At 60.4% G+C, this 16,609-nt stretch carries 14 protein-coding genes; 9 read left to right on the top strand and 5 right to left on the bottom strand.

What is annotated here, in order from left to right; translation table 11 throughout:
* Positions 1 to 70 precede the first annotated feature (70 nt).
* Complete coding sequence (locus tag AC1DQM_RS08940; protein WP_019580323.1) at positions 71 to 1,048, bottom strand: NADPH:quinone reductase; 978 nt, start codon at positions 1,046 to 1,048, stop codon at positions 71 to 73.
* 181 nt (positions 1,049 to 1,229) lie between these two features.
* Here AC1DQM_RS08940 and hemF point away from each other — a divergent pair, with 181 nt between their 5' ends.
* Together hemF and aroE are read left to right on the top strand one after the other, a co-directional pair.
* The gene (gene hemF, locus AC1DQM_RS08935) at positions 1,230 to 2,144 is read left to right on the top strand and encodes an oxygen-dependent coproporphyrinogen oxidase (RefSeq protein ID WP_018927302.1); all 915 of its coding nucleotides are present in this window, start codon (positions 1,230 to 1,232) and stop codon (positions 2,142 to 2,144) included.
* A gap of 13 nt (positions 2,145 to 2,157) precedes the next feature.
* Positions 2,158 to 2,979, top strand: a complete 822-nt coding sequence (aroE, locus tag AC1DQM_RS08930) for a shikimate dehydrogenase (protein WP_477746039.1) — start codon at positions 2,158 to 2,160, stop codon at positions 2,977 to 2,979.
* Positions 2,980 to 3,060: 81 nt separating this feature from the next.
* Here the strand turns inward: aroE and AC1DQM_RS08925 are convergent, their stop codons facing one another.
* The 3 genes from AC1DQM_RS08925 to betC form a co-directional block, all read right to left on the bottom strand.
* A complete protein-coding gene (locus AC1DQM_RS08925) occupies positions 3,061 to 4,629 on the bottom strand; it encodes a SulP family inorganic anion transporter (RefSeq protein ID WP_477746038.1) in 1,569 nt (522 codons plus the stop codon).
* 202 nt (positions 4,630 to 4,831) lie between these two features.
* Entirely contained in the window at positions 4,832 to 5,764 is a 933-nt protein-coding gene (gene choX, locus AC1DQM_RS08920; protein WP_477746037.1) for a choline ABC transporter substrate-binding protein, read from the bottom strand.
* 16 nt (positions 5,765 to 5,780) lie between these two features.
* Positions 5,781 to 7,295, bottom strand: a complete 1,515-nt coding sequence (betC, locus tag AC1DQM_RS08915) for a choline-sulfatase (RefSeq protein WP_477746036.1) — start codon at positions 7,293 to 7,295, stop codon at positions 5,781 to 5,783.
* A gap of 114 nt (positions 7,296 to 7,409) precedes the next feature.
* Between betC and AC1DQM_RS08910 the strand changes: the two genes are divergently transcribed.
* Positions 7,410 to 8,360 (top strand): choline sulfate utilization transcriptional regulator, encoded by a 951-nt coding sequence (locus tag AC1DQM_RS08910; protein WP_477746035.1) that lies wholly within the window; start codon positions 7,410 to 7,412, stop codon positions 8,358 to 8,360.
* Between the two features lie 5 nt (positions 8,361 to 8,365).
* Here AC1DQM_RS08910 and AC1DQM_RS08905 read toward each other — a convergent pair whose 3' ends face one another.
* Positions 8,366 to 9,031, bottom strand: a complete 666-nt coding sequence (locus tag AC1DQM_RS08905) for an NAD(P)-dependent oxidoreductase (protein WP_477746034.1) — start codon at positions 9,029 to 9,031, stop codon at positions 8,366 to 8,368.
* 83 nt (positions 9,032 to 9,114) lie between these two features.
* Here AC1DQM_RS08905 and AC1DQM_RS08900 point away from each other — a divergent pair, with 83 nt between their 5' ends.
* The 6 genes from AC1DQM_RS08900 to AC1DQM_RS08875 all read left to right on the top strand — a co-directional run bounded on the left by AC1DQM_RS08900 (position 9,115) and on the right by AC1DQM_RS08875 (position 16,556).
* Positions 9,115 to 9,441 (top strand): DOPA 4,5-dioxygenase family protein, encoded by a 327-nt coding sequence (locus AC1DQM_RS08900; RefSeq protein WP_477746033.1) that lies wholly within the window; start codon positions 9,115 to 9,117, stop codon positions 9,439 to 9,441.
* 393 nt (positions 9,442 to 9,834) lie between these two features.
* Positions 9,835 to 11,142 (top strand): CitMHS family transporter, encoded by a 1,308-nt coding sequence (locus AC1DQM_RS08895; RefSeq protein ID WP_477746032.1) that lies wholly within the window; start codon positions 9,835 to 9,837, stop codon positions 11,140 to 11,142.
* A gap of 82 nt (positions 11,143 to 11,224) precedes the next feature.
* The gene (locus AC1DQM_RS08890; RefSeq protein ID WP_018927293.1) at positions 11,225 to 11,992 is read left to right on the top strand and encodes a TerC family protein; all 768 of its coding nucleotides are present in this window, start codon (positions 11,225 to 11,227) and stop codon (positions 11,990 to 11,992) included.
* A 211-nt stretch (positions 11,993 to 12,203) separates the two neighbouring features.
* A complete protein-coding gene (locus AC1DQM_RS08885) occupies positions 12,204 to 13,862 on the top strand; it encodes a Na/Pi cotransporter family protein (protein ID WP_018927292.1) in 1,659 nt (552 codons plus the stop codon).
* A 55-nt stretch (positions 13,863 to 13,917) separates the two neighbouring features.
* Complete coding sequence (locus tag AC1DQM_RS08880; protein WP_258612902.1) at positions 13,918 to 15,294, top strand: M16 family metallopeptidase; 1,377 nt, start codon at positions 13,918 to 13,920, stop codon at positions 15,292 to 15,294.
* Between the two features lie 233 nt (positions 15,295 to 15,527).
* Complete coding sequence (locus AC1DQM_RS08875; protein WP_028940067.1) at positions 15,528 to 16,556, top strand: DUF5924 family protein; 1,029 nt, start codon at positions 15,528 to 15,530, stop codon at positions 16,554 to 16,556.
* Positions 16,557 to 16,609: the final 53 nt, after the last annotated feature.

Raw genomic sequence — 16,609 nt, 5'->3', positions numbered from 1 at the left:
TCAATGTCGTTCCGTGATCGTGTGAACGACACAAATCCTGTAGGAGCGAGGCTTGCCCGCGAAGAGGCCCTCAAGGCAACAGAATCGTTGAGCCAGTCGTACGGCGCGCCGACAACTCAGTCTGCGCCTTCGCTGCATCAGCCAGTGGATACCGCTGGCTGATGTCCACCTTCAGCTTGCCGCTGATGATCATCTCGAACAGTTCATCAGCCATGCGTTGCAGGTTTTCAGCATTGTTGGCGTAGGTCGCCAGCGTCGGCCGGGTCACGTACAGCGAACCCTTGGCCGCGAGAATCCCCAGATTCACCCCGTCTACTGCGCCTGAAGCATTACCAAAGCTCACCACCAACCCCCGAGGCGCAACGCTGTCGAGCGATGTCAGCCAGGTATCTTTGCCTACACCGTCGTACACCACCGGGACTTTTTTACCGTCAGTCAATTCCAGCACGCGTTGTGCGACGTTCTCATGGCTGTAATCGATGGTCGCCCAGGCACCATTGGCTTTCGCCAGGGCGGCTTTTTCCGCTGAACTGACCGTGCCGATCAGCTTCACCCCCAGGGCCTTGGCCCATTGGCAGGCAAGCGATCCGACGCCGCCGGCCGCGGCGTGAAACAGGATGGTTTCGCCACCCTTGAGCTCATAAGTCTGACGCAGCAGGTATTGCACGGTCAGGCCTTTGAGCATCACGCCGGCGGCTTGTTCGAAGCTGATGGCGTCCGGCAGGTGCACCAGGTTGGCTTCCGGCAAGACATGCACGTCGCTGTAGGCGCCCAACGGGCCACTGCCATAAGCCACGCGATCGCCAACCTTGAAGCGGGTGACTTCGCTACCGACTGCGTCGACCACGCCCGCGCCTTCGGCGCCCAGGCCCGATGGCAGGGCTGGCGGCGCATAAAGGCCGCTGCGGTAATAGGTGTCGATGAAGTTCAGGCCGATGGCCTTGTTGGTCACGCGTACCTGTTGCGGGCCGGGCTCGGCGGGTTGGTAATCCACGTATTCGAGCACTTCGGGGCCGCCATGGACGCGGAACTGGATACGCTTTGCCATCTGCTCTCTCCTTAGGTCTTTGGCTTCTAGAGTCGTAGCGCCAAGCGCCCTATCGAACTCCCAAGCTTGATCTTCGTCAACTGCGGCAGGCTCGCCTGCGATGTTATGCTACGGACCCATTTGCGCCGGCCCCCCGCTCTGATGGAGCGCCGCGTAGCTTTGCCCGATTCAAGGTGATGCCATGACTACCCGCACCGAGGCCGTAAAAGCCTACCTGCTCGACCTGCAAGACCGTATTTGCGCTGCCCTGGAAGCCGAAGACGGCGGCGCGCGTTTCGTCGAAGACGCCTGGACCCGGCCTGCCGGCGGCGGTGGTCGCACCCGGGTGATTGAGAACGGCGCAGTCATCGAAAAGGGCGGCGTCAACTATTCCCACGTGTTTGGCAGCGGTCTCCCACCGTCCGCCAGCGCCCATCGGCCGGAACTGGCCGGTCGAGGCTTCGAAGCCCTGGGCGTGTCGTTGGTGATTCACCCGCATAACCCCCATGTGCCGACGTCCCACGCCAATGTGCGCTTTTTCATCGCCGAAAAAGAAGGTGAAGAGCCGGTCTGGTGGTTCGGTGGTGGCTTTGACCTGACCCCTTATTACGGCAATGAAGAAGATTGCGTGCATTGGCACCGCGTCGCCGAACAGGCCTGCGCGCCGTTCGGCCCGGACGTTTACCCGCGCTACAAGGCCTGGTGCGACAGCTACTTCCACATCAAGCATCGCCATGAGCCACGGGGCATCGGCGGCCTGTTTTTCGATGACTTGAACGAGTGGGACTTCGATACCAGCTTCGCCTTCATGCGCGCCATCGGCGATGCGTTCATCGACGCGTACCTGCCGATCGTGCAACGCCGCAAGAATGATGCGTTCACCGCCAAACAGCGTGAGTTCCAGGAGTTTCGCCGTGGTCGTTACGTTGAATTCAACCTGGTCTATGACCGCGGCACGCTGTTCGGCCTGCAATCGGGCGGGCGTACCGAGTCGATTCTGATGTCGCTGCCGCCGCAAGTACGCTGGGCCTACGACTGGAAGGCTGAGCCGGGCAGTGAGGAAGCGCGCCTGACCGAATACTTCCTGCAAGACCGCGATTGGTTGGCCAAGGCCTGAACGAGGAATTCTGATGGACCGTTACGTCGTATTCGGTAACCCGATCGGCCACAGCAAGTCGCCGCTGATCCACCGTCTGTTCGCCGAGCAGACCGGGCAGAAACTGGACTACAGCACCTTGCTGGCGCCCCTCGACGATTTTTCCGGCTGTGCGCTGGAATTTTTCCGCGAAGGCCGTGGGGCGAATGTGACAGTGCCGTTCAAGGAAGACGCCTATCGCCTGGCGAACAGCTTGACCCAGCGGGCGCAACGGGCCGGCGCGGTGAATACCCTGAGCAAACTGGCCGATGGCAGTCTGCTGGGCGACAACACCGATGGTGCCGGGCTGGTACGGGACCTGACGGTCAACGCCGGATTCAGCCTCGCGGGCAAACGCATCCTGCTGCTGGGGGCCGGTGGCGCGGTGCGCGGCGCGCTGGAGCCGCTGCTGGCAGAGCAACCGGCGTCGGTGATCATTGCCAACCGCACCGTGGAAAAAGCCGAATTGCTGGCGCAATTGTTTGCCGATCTGGGGCCGGTGTCAGCCAGCGGTTTCGATTGGCTGCGCGAGCCGGTGGACCTGATCATCAACGCCACATCCGCCAGCCTGTCCGGCGATGTACCGCCGATTGCCGGCAGTTTGATCGAACCGGGCAAGACGGTTTGCTACGACATGATGTACGGCAAGGACCCGACCTCGTTCTGCCGTTGGGCCAGTGAACATGGGGCGGCTGTGTCGATGGATGGCTTGGGCATGTTGGCCGAGCAGGCGGCGGAAGCTTTCTATCTGTGGCGCGGTGTGCGCCCGGATACGGCGCCGGTGCTGGCGGAGTTGCGGCGACAGTTGACGCTTTAAGGTCAAAAGATCGCAGCCTTCGGCAGCTCCTACGCGGGATTGGCGTTCACTCTGTAGGAGCCGCCGAAGGCTGCGATCTTTTCAATCCTCAAACCGGATCGGGCATTTCTCCGCGCCTTCGAGCTTCCTCAATTCCTCCACCACCTGCGGTCGTGCCTGCCGCAGAGTCAGGCTGCGATCCTGGCGCAGCAGCCGTCGCGCTTCCTGGTGCAGCATTTCCACCCCGGAATAGTCGATGAAGTTGATCTGCTGCGCCTCGATCACCACTCGTGGGCCGTGCATCCGTTGCAGGCGCACTTGCAGGTAATGGCTGGCGCCGAAAAAGATCGAACCGCCGACCCTCAGAATGTCTTCGTCGCCATCACGCCAGTGCTGTACCCGTGGCTGCGAGGTGCGTTTGAGGTAGAAGAACAGCGACGCCAGCACCCCGGCGTAGATCGCTGTTTGCAACTCCAGCAACAGCGTGGCGACACAGGTCAGCGCCATGACCAGGAACTCGGCATGGCTGACCCGCAACAACGCACGAATGCCGCGATGATCCACCAATCCCCAAGCGATCAAAAGGATGCTGCCAGCCATGGCCGGGATCGGGATGTGCGCAATCAATGCCGCACCGAAGATCGCGAACAGCGCCACCCACAGCGCCGAAAAAACCCCGGCCAGCGGTGAACAGGCCCCGGCATCGTAGCTCAGGCCCGAGCGAGTGAAGGAACCGGCGGACAGCGAGCCGGAAAAAAACGCACCGACCATGTTCGAGAAACCCTGGGCGCGAACTTCCTGATTGGCATCGAGCAACTGCTGCGAGCGGGCCGACAAGGAACGGGCAATCGACAAGCTCGTCACCAGCCCGAGCATGCCGACCGCCACCGCACTGGGCAGCAGGCGCAGTATCAGGTCCAGATCCAGCGGCAGCGGGCTGAAGGGTGGCAGCCGCCCGACAAACGCGCTGACCAGCTTCACATGACCGAACATCGCTGGCCACTGCCATACCAGCAATCCGCTCAGGGCCAGAGCGATCAACAGCGTCGGCCAGCGTGGCACCAGCAGTTTCAGCACGATGCCAACCACGACCGTGGCCAGGCCCAATAGCAGCGAGGGTTTGTCCACCTCGCCGAGGTGATTGAGCAGCATCATCAAACTGTTGAGCGCCGTGGCCTGGTTGGGCACATCCAGCCCCAGCAGGTTCGGCAGTTGCCCGATGGCAATCACCACTGCCGCGCCGAGGGTGAAGCCCAGCACCACCGAGTGAGAGACGAAATTCACCAGGGCGCCGAACCGCAGCAAACCCAGCAACCACTGGAAAATGCCCGCAAGGAAGGTCAGAAGCAGGATCAGCGTGACGTAGTCCTGCGATGCAGGGACGGCCAGAGGACTGACGCTGGCATACAGGACGATGGAAATGGCCGCCGTAGGACCGCAGATCAAATGCCACGACGAACCCCAGAGGCAGGCGATCAGCACCGGGATGATGGCGGCGTACAAGCCATATTCCGGTGGGAGACCGGCGATCAGGGCGTAGGCAATCGATTGTGGTAAAGCGAGAATCGCGCCGCTCAGGCCGACGATCAGGTCACGACCGACGCTGGCGCGGGTTTGCCGGGGCAACCAGGTCAGGAAGGGAAAGAGTGAATGGCGGCTGGGGAAGGCCATGGGTCCTCTCGGTACGGGGTAAATCGTCAGGGTAAAGCATTGGCTCGTAGTGGGCAGATCATTGTGGCGAGCGAGCTTGCTCCCGCTCGGCTGCGCAGCAGTCGCAAATCCGGACAACTCGGTGAGGCTGATGAACCGAGTTTGCCGAAATGGGAGTGCTACGCCCTCCAGCGGGAGCAAGCTCCCTCGCCACAGGGGAACCTTACAACTTGGCTTTGACCGCCGACAGAGCATCCTTGCCGTCCACGGTCTTCACGCCTTCCAGCCATTTATCCAGCACCACCGGATTGGCCTTGATCCACGCCTTGGCCGCGTCGGCGTTGCTGACCTTCTTGTTCACCACCTCGGCCATGATGCTGTTCTCCATTTCCTGGGTGAAACTCAGGTTGGTAAGCAGCTTGCCGACGTTCGGGCAGGCCTGTGCATAACCTTTGCGGGTCAGTGTATAAACGCTGCCGGTGTCACCGAAGTACTTCTCGCCGCCCTTCAGATAATGCATTTTCAACTGCACGTTCATCGGGTGTGGCGTCCAGCCGAGGAAGGTCACGAACTTCTGTTTCTTCACCGCGCGAGACACTTCGGCCAGCATTGCTTGCTCGCTGGACTCGACCAGTTTCCACTGACCCATGTCGAAGTCATTCTTTTTGATGATCTCTTGCAGCGAAATGTTCGCCGGGGCGCCGGAGCCGATGCCATAGATCTTCTTGTCGACTTCTTTTGGGTGTAGCTCGGCGAACTTGTTCAGGTCGTTAAAGTTATGCACACCTGCGTCCCAGACGTAATCCGGGACCGCCAGGGTGAACTCGGTGCCGTCGAGGTTCTTCGCCAGCTGCGTGACATCGCCGCTGGCCACGAACTTGTCGTAAAAGCCTTGCTGCGCCGGCATCCAGTTACCGAGGAAGACGTCCACCTGGCCATCCTTCAGACCGCCAAAGGTGATCGGCACCGCCAGCGTGTCGACCTTGGCCTTGTAGCCCATGCCGTCCAGCAGAAACCCGGTGATGGCGTTGGTGGCGGCGATGTCGCTCCAGCCAGGGTCGGCCATCTTCACCGTTTCGCAGCTTTGCTCGGCGTAGGCCGAGGCGCTGCCCAGAGCCAGAAGCCCGACTGTCAGTACTGTGGATAACTTTTGCATGGACGTCCCCTTAACATTATTGGTTTTGGCAGGGTTGTGGATAACGGGCTTTACGCTCCAGATCGTCGAGATCGATGTGGTTGCGCATGTACTGCTGACTGGCGTCCACCAGCGGCTGGTGATCCCAGCTCTTCAGCTTGCCGATGGTCAGGGCGTCGGCGACGAAACGCCGGCGTCGCTGACTGGCGAGCACCTGTTGGTGGATCGCCGGGATATTCCATTTGGCCCGTGCTTCGGCGAGAAAATCATCGAACAGCTGACGATGTTGCGGCGAATGGCTGAGTTCTTCCTGTTCACGCGGGTCGTTGTGCACGTCGAAGAGCAGACAAGGGTCGTCTTCGCTGTAGATGAATTTGTAGGCGCCGCGCCGAATCATCATCAACGGGCTGATGGTGCCTTCGGCCATGTATTCGCCGAACACCTCGTCGTGACCGCCCTGTCCTTGCAGGTGCGAAACCAGCGAGCGGCCGTCCAGCGGAAGGCCTGGCTCCAATGAACCGCCGGCCAATTCTACAAAGGTCGGCAGCAGGTCGGCGGTGGAGACCGCCGCGCTGACCCGTCCGGCGCCGAATTGTCCCGGCGCACTGATCAGCAGCGGTACGCGGGCGGCCATTTCGTACCAGTGCATTTTGTACCAGAGGCCGCGCTCGCCGAGCATGTCGCCGTGGTCACCGGAGAACACGATGATGGTGTCATCGATCAGCCCGGTTTCCTCGAGCGTTTGCAGGAGTTTGCCGACATTGCTGTCGATATAGCTGCACGCACCAAAGTAGGCACGACGCGCGTCGCGAATCTTATCCACAGGCAGCGGCTTGTCCCACAGGTCATAGACTTTGAGCAGGCGCTGGGAGTGAGGATCGAGTTCATCCTGTGCGGGTGTTTCCGGCAAAGGGATGTCGGCGTCGTCGTACAGATCCCAGAATGCCTTGGGAGTCGTATACGGGTCGTGTGGGTGAGTCATCGACACGGTCAGGCAGAACGGCTGGTCGCCATCCTCGCGGATGTGATCGAACAGGTATTGCTGGGCCTTGAACACCACCTCTTCGTCGAAATCCAGCTGATTGGTGCGTACGCAGGGCCCGGCTTGCAGCACCGACGACATATTGTGGTACCAAGTCGGCCGCACGTCCGGCTCGTCCCAGTTCACCGCCCAACCGTAGTCGGCCGGGTAGATGTCGCTGGTGAGACGTTCTTCATAGCCGTGTAACTGGTCCGGGCCGCAGAAGTGCATCTTGCCCGACAGCGCGGTGCGGTAACCGAGGCGCCGCAGGTAGTGGGCATAGGTCGGAACGTCGGCGGGGAAATCGGCCGCGTTGTCGTAAGCGCCGATCTTGCTCGGCAACTGACCGCTGACCAGGGTGAAACGTGACGGTGCGCAGAGCGGGCTGTTGCAGTACGCGGCGTCGAACACCACACCTTCGGCGGCGAGCCGGCTCAGATTCGGCAGTTTGATGGGCGAAGGGCCGTAGAACGGCAACATTGGCGCGGCCATCTGATCGGCCATGATGAAAAGAATATTTTTGCGCTTCATGTGATCGCGGCATTCCATAGTGGATATTTATGCGAGAGTGCTGTGATCGAGCATGGAACCCATTACCTTTGTGGTAAAGCCCATGCCAGGCAATGACTAGGATAAGCACAGCTTATGTATGGCGCCCTCGGTGATTTGTCTCTGGATCTGCTGCGTGCCTTTGAAGCCGCGGCCCGGCAGCGCAGTTTCACTGCCGCTGCAGTAGAGCTCGGCACCACGCAGCCGGCCATCAGCCAGCAGATCAAACGGTTGGAAGAGCAGCTCGCTACACGGTTGTTCGACCGCATTTATCGCGGTATCGAACTAACCGAGGCTGGCGCGATTCTGTTTGAGCAAGTTCAGCTCGGTTTACAGAATATCGACGCCGGATTGAGCGCGATCAGTGCACAGCAGCAACACGAAGTGTTGCAGGTGGCCACCGACTTCGCCTTCGCCGCGTACTGGCTGATGCCACGGCTGCACCGCTTCCATACCGCCAATCCTCAAGTGGACGTCAGCCTGGTTACCAGTGAGCGCAGCCACAACATGCTGCGCACTGATATCGATGTGGCGGTGCTGTTCGGCGATGGCAGGTTCAAGCAAGGCGAGAGCCACTGGCTGTTCAGCGAAGAGGTGTTTCCGGTGTGCAGCCCGCTGCTCTTGAAGGATCGTCCCCTGCCCTTGCCGGCTCAGTCATTGCTGGAGTTTGCGCTGCTGCACCTGCGAGGCGAACACAGCAGTAATTGGTTCGACTGGAGCGGCGTGTTTCGCGAGCTGGGGATCACGTCGGCGCCAGCGCCGGGGCAACTGCGCTTCGACAATTACACCTTGCTGATTCAAGCGGCGATTGGCGGCCAGGGCGTTGCGATCGGTTGGCGGCACCTTGTGGATAACTTGCTGGCGCAAGGTCTGTTGTGTCGGCCGATTGCCGAGACGGTGATTTCCAGGCTGGGTTATTACGTGGTCCTGCCCCAGCGCAAACGGCGGGGGGCGTTGATTCAAACATTTGTGGACTGGTTGATGGCGGAACAGGCCAGCAGCGTGCAATCGCTTAATGGCCTTCCTTTGCCATCGATTGCGGTATGAGGGCTTTACGGTTCCGAAGTCGCGACAAAATTCACATGCTGACCAACATGCAAATTCAGCCATAACTCATCGGCAATCCCGACGGCAACTCGGTTCAGCCGTTCCAGCGGTTCGGCCAGGCCAGGTTCCAGGCTCGTGCTGACGTGACTGAAATGCTCGATGGACAGTCCCGGTACGCCGCGTGGGGCATTCACCAGAGTCCAGTGCAATGAGCTGCTTTGCAGCGCCTCGCGGATTTCTTCAGCGGCGTGGCGTTGCAGTTCGTCTTCTATCTCCGGATCGTCCAGCACCTCGAAATCACCCACCACAAACAACCGCGCGATGCCCGCGGCCTGCATGCCGTCGATCAGTGCATCCACTGCCAGCACCTGCTCGACCGGGCCGGGCACGATGGATTTTTCGATGTGTTCGCTGTTCATCGGCAACCCCGGCGCATCCAGCAGGCAGATCACCGCCGAACAGCCGGCCACGCTTTGCTTGACCCGCTTGGCATCGAACAGATTGCCGGCCTTGGTGCGCAATCCGGGGCGTGGCGCGAGTGCCGTCAGGTCATCGAGAATCGCGATCACTTCATGTTGGCGCCGCAGCATTTCCGCCATCAGCGCACTGCCCAGGCTACTCATGGCACCATAAAGCACTACCTTCACTACCGGGGTTTCGGCGTTTTTCATGGCTGTGCTCCGAATGTCCTGCCTATATAGGGTGAGACCTGCAGGGAACGGTGTGGGTTCGACCAGGTATAAAGAGGTTTCAGATGCAACAGATCAAGGGCTACCACGCCCATGTCTATTTCGACGCCAGCACGCTCGCGCAGGCACGGGCCTTGTGTGAGCAGGCCGCGCAATTGTTTCCGCTGAAGATGGGCCGTGTGCACGAGCGCCCGGTCGGCCCGCACCCGGACTGGAGCTGCCAATTGGCTTTCGAGCCGCAATACCTTGGCGAGGTGTTGCCGTGGCTGGCGCTCAATCGCAAGGGGTTGGTGGTGTTCCTGCACCCGGACACCGGCAACGATCTGCTCGATCACACCGAACATGCGATCTGGATGGGGGCGATCCGGCCGCTGGACCTGTCTGTTTTCTGATCAGAGTTGTTCTTCGGGCTCGCCGGACGGCAAATCGAGCAATGGCAGTGGGCGATATCCTGCATGGGGTCGCCAATGTCTTGCTCCTGACCCACATCTACAGACTTTCAACCCGGCCGACGACCGGTCGTACATTCGGTCAATGCTTTCATCCGCGAAAGCTGGCTGAAAGCTTCCCCGATTAGGATCGCCTCACTGCCGGCAACAGACCGGTTGGCCAACGCGAGTGTTTCATTGCCCGCCCGGCCCATTTAACAACAACAATGGTGATTCTGATGTCCGCTCCTATCCGCCTCTTCGCTGCACCTCCGCCCGTACGTTTCGTGCTTCCCGTTCTGCGCTGACCTCATCGGTTCGCCCATTCCCTAGCCGCGCTACGCCTGGAGTATTCCTATGCTGACTTTCCTTGGCTTTGCCATGGTCATCACGTTCATGTTCCTGATCATGACCAAGCGCCTGTCCGCGCTGATTGCCCTGATTATCATCCCGATCATCTTCGCCCTGTTCGGCGGTTTCTCGCCGAAGATCGGCCCGATGATGCTCGAAGGCATCACCAAGCTTGCGCCGACCGGCGTGATGCTGATGTTCGCCATCCTTTACTTCGCCCTGATGATCGACTCCGGCTTGTTTGACCCGGCCGTGCGCAAGATCCTCAAACTGGTCAAGGGCGACCCGTTGAAGGTGTCGGTCGGTACCGCCGTGCTGGCGCTGATCGTGTCCATGGACGGTGATGGCGCCACCACTTACATGATCTGCGTGGCCGCTATGCTGCCGCTCTACAGCCGCATCGGCATGAGCCCACGGATCATGGCCGGTCTGATTATCCTCGCCGGTGGCGTGATGAACATGACCCCTTGGGGCGGTCCGACCGCTCGTGCGGCCAGTGCGCTGCATGTGGACCCGTCCGCGATCTTCGTGCCGATGATTCCGGCAATGCTGGCTGGTGTGGTGGCGATTCTGGCGATTGCCTATGTCTACGGTAAACGCGAGCGTGCGCGTCTGGGTGAATTGCATCTGGTCGGTGATGAAATCGACCACAGCGAAATCAGCGTTTCGCAGTTCCCGGACGCCCGTCGTCCAAAGCTGATCTGGTTCAACGGCGCGCTGACCCTGGCACTGATGGGCGCCTTGATCGCCGGCCTGTTGCCGCTGCCAGTGCTGTTCATGGTGGCGTTCAGTATCGCGATGATCGTCAACTATCCTTGCCTGCAACAGCAGAAGGACCGCGTTGCGGCCCACGCCGGTAGCGTGTTGGCGGTGGTCGGGTTGATCTTTGCCGCGGGTATCTTCACCGGTATCCTGACGGGCACCGGCATGGTCGACGCCATGTCCAAGAGCCTGCTGGCAGTCATCCCGGATTTCCTCGGCCCGTACCTCGCCGTGATCACCGCGCTGGTGAGCATGCCGTTCACGTTCTTCATGTCGAACGACGCATTTTATTACGGCGTGTTGCCAGTGCTTGCTGAAGCCGCCAGTCATTACGGTATAACCGCGGTAGAAATGGCACGTGCCTCGATCGTCGGTCAGCCCGTCCACTTGCTGAGCCCGCTGGTACCATCGACCTACCTGTTGGTGGCCCTGGCCGGTATCGAATTCGGTGACCATCAGCGGTTCACCCTGAAGTGGGCGGTGCTGGTTTGCCTGTGCATACTGGTGGCGGCCTTGCTGATGGGGATCTTTCCGCTGTTCAGCACGCTATAAGCCAAGACTCGCCATGAGGGGTCCAGGCTTTGTTTGAAGCCTGGGCCCTTCGTGGTTTAAACACATCCTCAAAGGAATACACATGGAATGGCTGACCAACCCTGAAATCTGGGTTGCCTTCTTCACCCTGACCGCCCTGGAGATCGTCCTGGGCATCGACAACATCATCATGATCTCGATCCTGGTCAGCCGCATGCCCAAACACATGCAGGCGCGTACCCGGATCTTCGGCCTGGCGCTGGCCATGGTCACCCGGATTCTGTTGCTGCTGTCGATCACCTGGGTCATGCGTCTCACCGCGGACCTGTTCGAAGTGTTCGGCCAGGGTATTTCCGGGCGTGACCTGATCTTGTTCTTCGGTGGTCTGTTCCTGCTGTGGAAAAGCTCGCAAGAGATGTATCACGCGCTGGAAGGCGAGGATGAAACCAGCGACGAGCCAAGTGGCAAGGGCGGTAACTTCCTCTACACCATTATCCAGATCGCGATCATCGACATCGTGTTCTCGCTGGACTCCGTCATCACTGCCGTTGGCATGGTGTCCCACGTACCGGTCATGGTCGCGGCAATCATCGTCGCAGTGCTGGTGATGATGTGGGCTTCCGGCACCATCAGCGAGTTCATCGACAAGCACCCGTCGCTGAAAATGCTGGCGCTGTCTTTCCTGTTGATCGTCGGTACCGTGCTGATTGCCGAATCTTTCGATGTGCATGTGCCGAAAGGCTACGTCTACTTCGCCATGGCGTTCTCGCTGGCAGTGGAAGCGATCAACATCAGGATGCGCACCGCGATTGCGAAAAAACGCACACAGCAAGAGCCGGTGAAACTGCGCAAGGATGTTCCGGGTCAGTAACCCGAACACCCTGCTGTGACAAAGGGGCCTTCGGGCCCCTTTGTCATGTCTGCATCAAACTGTTTTCATGACAGTTTTGTTTCAATCGCTTCTTTAGCTATGCGATGCTGGCGTCCAGACCGTTAGCCAACTACAGCTTAAGTACAGAACGTAGAAGATCGCGGCATCGTTAACTTGCCCCGCTGGGGCGCTACCACCACAGGGGGCCTGTATGCTCACCCTGCTCAATTTGTTATCGGCCGTGGCCTTGCTGATCTGGGGCACGCACATCGTCCGAACCGGCATCCTGCGGGTTTATGGCTCCAACTTGCGCCATGTGATCGGGCAGAACATGGCCAGGCGCTGGCTGGCGTTTATCGCCGGGATCATGGTGACCGCCATGGTCCAGAGCAGCAACGCCACCGCCATGCTCGTCACTTCGTTTGTCGGTCAGGGCCTGATGGCGCTGACCCCGGCCCTGGCGACGATGCTCGGTGCCGACGTCGGTACCGCACTGATGGCGCGGGTACTGACCCTCGACCTGTCGTGGCTGTCACCGCTGCTGATCTTCCTCGGGGTGATTTTCTTTCTGTCGCGCAAGCAGACCCGGGTCGGGCAGATGGGGCGGGTCAGCATCGGTCTGGGGCTGATCATTCTGGCGCTGCAACTGATCGTCGAGGCCGCCACGCCGATCACTCATGCTCAGGGAGTGAAGGTGATTTTTGCCTCTCTGACCGGCGATATCTTGCTCGATGCGCTGGTCGGTGCACTGTTCGCGATGATTTCATACTCCAGCCTGGCCGCCGTATTGCTGACCGCGACCCTCGCCGGTGCCAGCGTGATCAGCCTGCCAGTGGCCATCGGCCTGGTGATCGGCGCCAACATCGGCAGCGGCGTTCTCGCCTTCCTCAGCACCAGCATGCAGAACGCCGCCGGCCGTCAGGTGGCGCTGGGCAGCCTGTTGTACAAACTGATTGGTCTGCTGCTGATCATTCCGGTGCTCGATCCACTGGTGCACTGGATCGACAGCTTCGACTTCAGCGCTCAGGAAATGGTCATCGGCTTCCACCTGCTCTACAACACCGCGCGCTGTCTGATCCTGTTGCCCAGCGTCGGGCTGATGGCCAGGCTCTGTGCTTGGCTGCTGCCGGAGCGGCCGGACATCAACGGCACGGCCAAACCGCGGCACCTTGACCCGACGGCATTGGTGACCCCCAGCCTGGCGCTGGCCAATGCCGCCCGGGAAACCCTGCGCATCGGCGATCTGGTCGACAACATGCTCGAAGCCATGCTCGCCGTACTGCGTGGCAAACAGACCGCCGTTACCCAGGAAATCCGACGCCTGACCGATGATGTCGAAGCGCTCTACAGCGCGATCAAACTCTATCTGGCGCAAATGCCTCGGGAAGACCTCAGCGAACAAGATAGCCAACGGTGGGCTGAAACCATCGAGCTGGCGATTAACCTGAAACTGGCCAGTGACCTGATCGAACGCATGCTGCGCAAGGTTCAGCAGCAGAAAACCGCGCAGCGGCGGTCGTTTTCCGAGGTCGGTCTGGAAGAATTGGCGGGCCTGCACAGCCAGCTGATTGCCAACCTGCGCCTGGGGTTGTCGGTGTTCCTCAGTTCCGATCCGGAAAGTGCTCGCCAGTTACTGCGTGAGAAACGTCGCTTTCGCGCACAGGAACGCCGCCTGGCCCACGCTCATGTCAGTCGTTTGCACCGTAAGATTGTGCAAAGCATCGAGACCAGTTCGCTGCATCTGGAGCTGATCGCTGACATGAGGCGCCTCAATTCGCTGTTTTGCAGCAGTGCCTATGCGGTGTTGGGCACTTCGGACACCGGTGCTCTGGCGGTCGACGATTTGGCTGACATCACTCATTCACCCTGAACGTCCACAGTTGCCTGAAGTCTGTTGTACTTACGCTGTCGTACGGAAACTCGTTATGCGCTGTCTGCTATTCGCTTGTCTGTTGCTCGGCGCCCTGCCCTCATTTGCCCTGGATCGCTTTCAGGTCGAGGGCTATACGCTGCCCAACGGCCTGCAATTGGTCCTCAAACCGGGCACCGAGCGCGGGCATGTGGCGATTCGGCTGGTAGTCGGCGTGGGTCTGGATGATTTCAGCTGCGCCGACAAGGAGCTGCCGCATCTGCTCGAACACTTGCTGTTCAGCGGCATCGACGCCACCGGCGAAGGTGGTCTGGAGGAGCGCATGCAGGCCCTGGGGGGTGAGTGGAACGCTTACACCAGCAACGCCGACACCACGTTCGTCATCGAAGCACCGGCGAAAAACCAGCGTAAGGCCCTCGATCTGTTGTTGGCTCTGCTGACCCAGACCCGTATCGACGACAACGCTATCAACGTCGCCAAGCAGGTGGTCGAGCGCGAAGACGGTGGCCATTATTCGCACCTGCAACGCTGGCTGGATCGCCAGGACCTGGGCCACACCGCCAGTAATCAGTTGGCGGTGGAACTGGGCCTCAAATGCCAGGAGCGCGCCGAAGTCAGTCACCTGACCCGCGAGCAACTGGAGAGGGTGCGCAAAGCCTGGTACGCGCCCAACAACATGACCCTGATCGTGGTCGGCGAGCTCGACCGCCTGCTGCCGGCCTATCTGGAACGGGCGTATGGCGCGCTCGTAGCCGTCGAGCCTGCCGATCACCTGCCCTTACCGACAATCCAGGCCAGCGCGGCCCACGAGCGTACTCTGAGCCACGGTTTTGTCGGTGGCGGCGCCAAGTTGCACTGGCTGGTGCCGGAACCGGTGCAGGAAGACCAGCCCGACGAAACGTTCGATCTGCTCAAGGACTACCTGGACTGGGCGCTTTATCGCCAACTGCGCCTGGTCCATGGGTTGTCCTATGGGCCCTCGGCCGAGCGTGAGGTGTTTGGCGGAGTGGGCTTCATGAGCCTGAACGCCGATCTTGAACGCGGCGACGTGCCGGCAGCTGAACAGGTGCTGGATGAGCTCAAAGCCGGTTTGCTCAAGGACGGTCTCGACGCCACCACCTTCGCCCGCCTCAAGCAGGCCGCCATTGCCCGTCAGGCCTGGGCCGTGCAAGGCAATAGCGCCCTGGCGGATTACTACTGGAGCGCCCTTGGGGACTACGAGGACGGCCATTTCACCAACCCGGCCAAGGCACTGCAAGAAGTGACGCTGGCCGAGGCGAACCAGGCGATGCGTGAGTTGCTGCTGCAACCGGGGTATTTACGGATCGAGAAGCCGTTGGTGAGTTATGACCAGTTGATGTGGGCGATTGCCGGGGTTTTTGGATTGATGGTGCTTGGGGCATTGGGTTGGCGTGTTCACCGCAGAAAGTAGTTATTTCCCTGTGGCAACGGGTTTTGTGTGGCGAGGGGGCTTGCCCCCGTTGGGCTGCGAAGCGGCCCTGAAAATGCGGTAACCCGGTTTATCAGGTACACCGCATTCACCGATATTGCGACTGCTGCGCAGCCGAACGGGGCGATGCGGCGTTCCGACAAGCCCCCTCGCCACAGGACCCCTCGGACGGTACCCTGTCGGGGATTTTTCCCACGACTATTGTGAACCGCCGAATGCCGACTCTGACCCTGTACATACAGCGCATCCTGGAATTGATGAAGCGCTACCCTGGGGTCATCGCGCTCGGCGGTTTCATTTCCGGGGTCGGCAGCTTCATCTTGGTGGATCGCCAGCAAGGCCTGGCGACCTGGATCACCACCATCATGCTGGTCAGCTGGGTCTGGCTGATGCTGGAAAACAGCCTCACTGAGTTGTTCGCCAAGGTCTTCAAGCGCGAAATACCCCAGCCCCTGCTGCGTTATGCGACGCAGATGATCCATCAGGAAAGCCTGTTCTTCGTCCTGCCGTTCTTTTTCATCACCACCACCTGGAACAGCGGCCAACTGTTTTTCACGGGGTTGTTGGGCATGGCGGCGCTGATCTCGATCACCGACCCGCTCTACTACAAATGGCTGGCGCCGCGCCGCTGGGCGTTCCTGGCGCTGCATACCCTGACCCTCTTCGCCGCCCTGCTGACCGCCCTGCCCGTCATCCTGCACCTGACCACCTCCCAGAGCTTCAAACTGGCGCTGGGCATCGCCATGGTGCTGTCGTTCCCCAGTCTGGCGTCGATCTTCCCGATTCGGACCGTGCGCAATGCGTTGGCGATCCTCAGCATCACCGTGGGCATCGGCGCTGTCGGCTGGGTGCTGCGTTCCTGGGTTCCGCCGGCCACCCTGTGGATGACCGATGTGGCGATCAGCACCCAAATGCAGGACCGCACCCCCGGCAAGAGCCTGGAAGAAGTCAGCGCCGAGCAGATTCGTGGCGACGGTTTGTACGCCTACACCGCGATCAATGCCCCACGGGGGCTGGACGAGCGGATTTATCACGTCTGGATGTTCAACGGTAAAGAGGTCGACCGCATCCCTCTGGATATCCACGGCGGGCGCAAGGAAGGCTACCGCGCCTGGACCCACAAGCAGAATTTCCCCGGCAATCCCGCGGGTAAATGGCAAGTTCGGGTGCTCACCGAAGACGGCCAGTTGATCGGCGTGTTGCGCTTCAAGGTCATGGACAGCACACCCATCAAAGATAAGTAACGCGGTTCGTGCTATTAATCTGGTCTGCGCAATTGCCGAACAAGCAGGAGCTT

The sequence above is a fragment of the Pseudomonas sp. 01L34 genome, assembly GCF_056400265.1.
The sequence above is the reverse complement of the archived record's forward strand: the minus strand, read 5'-3'. Positions and strand labels throughout refer to the sequence as shown.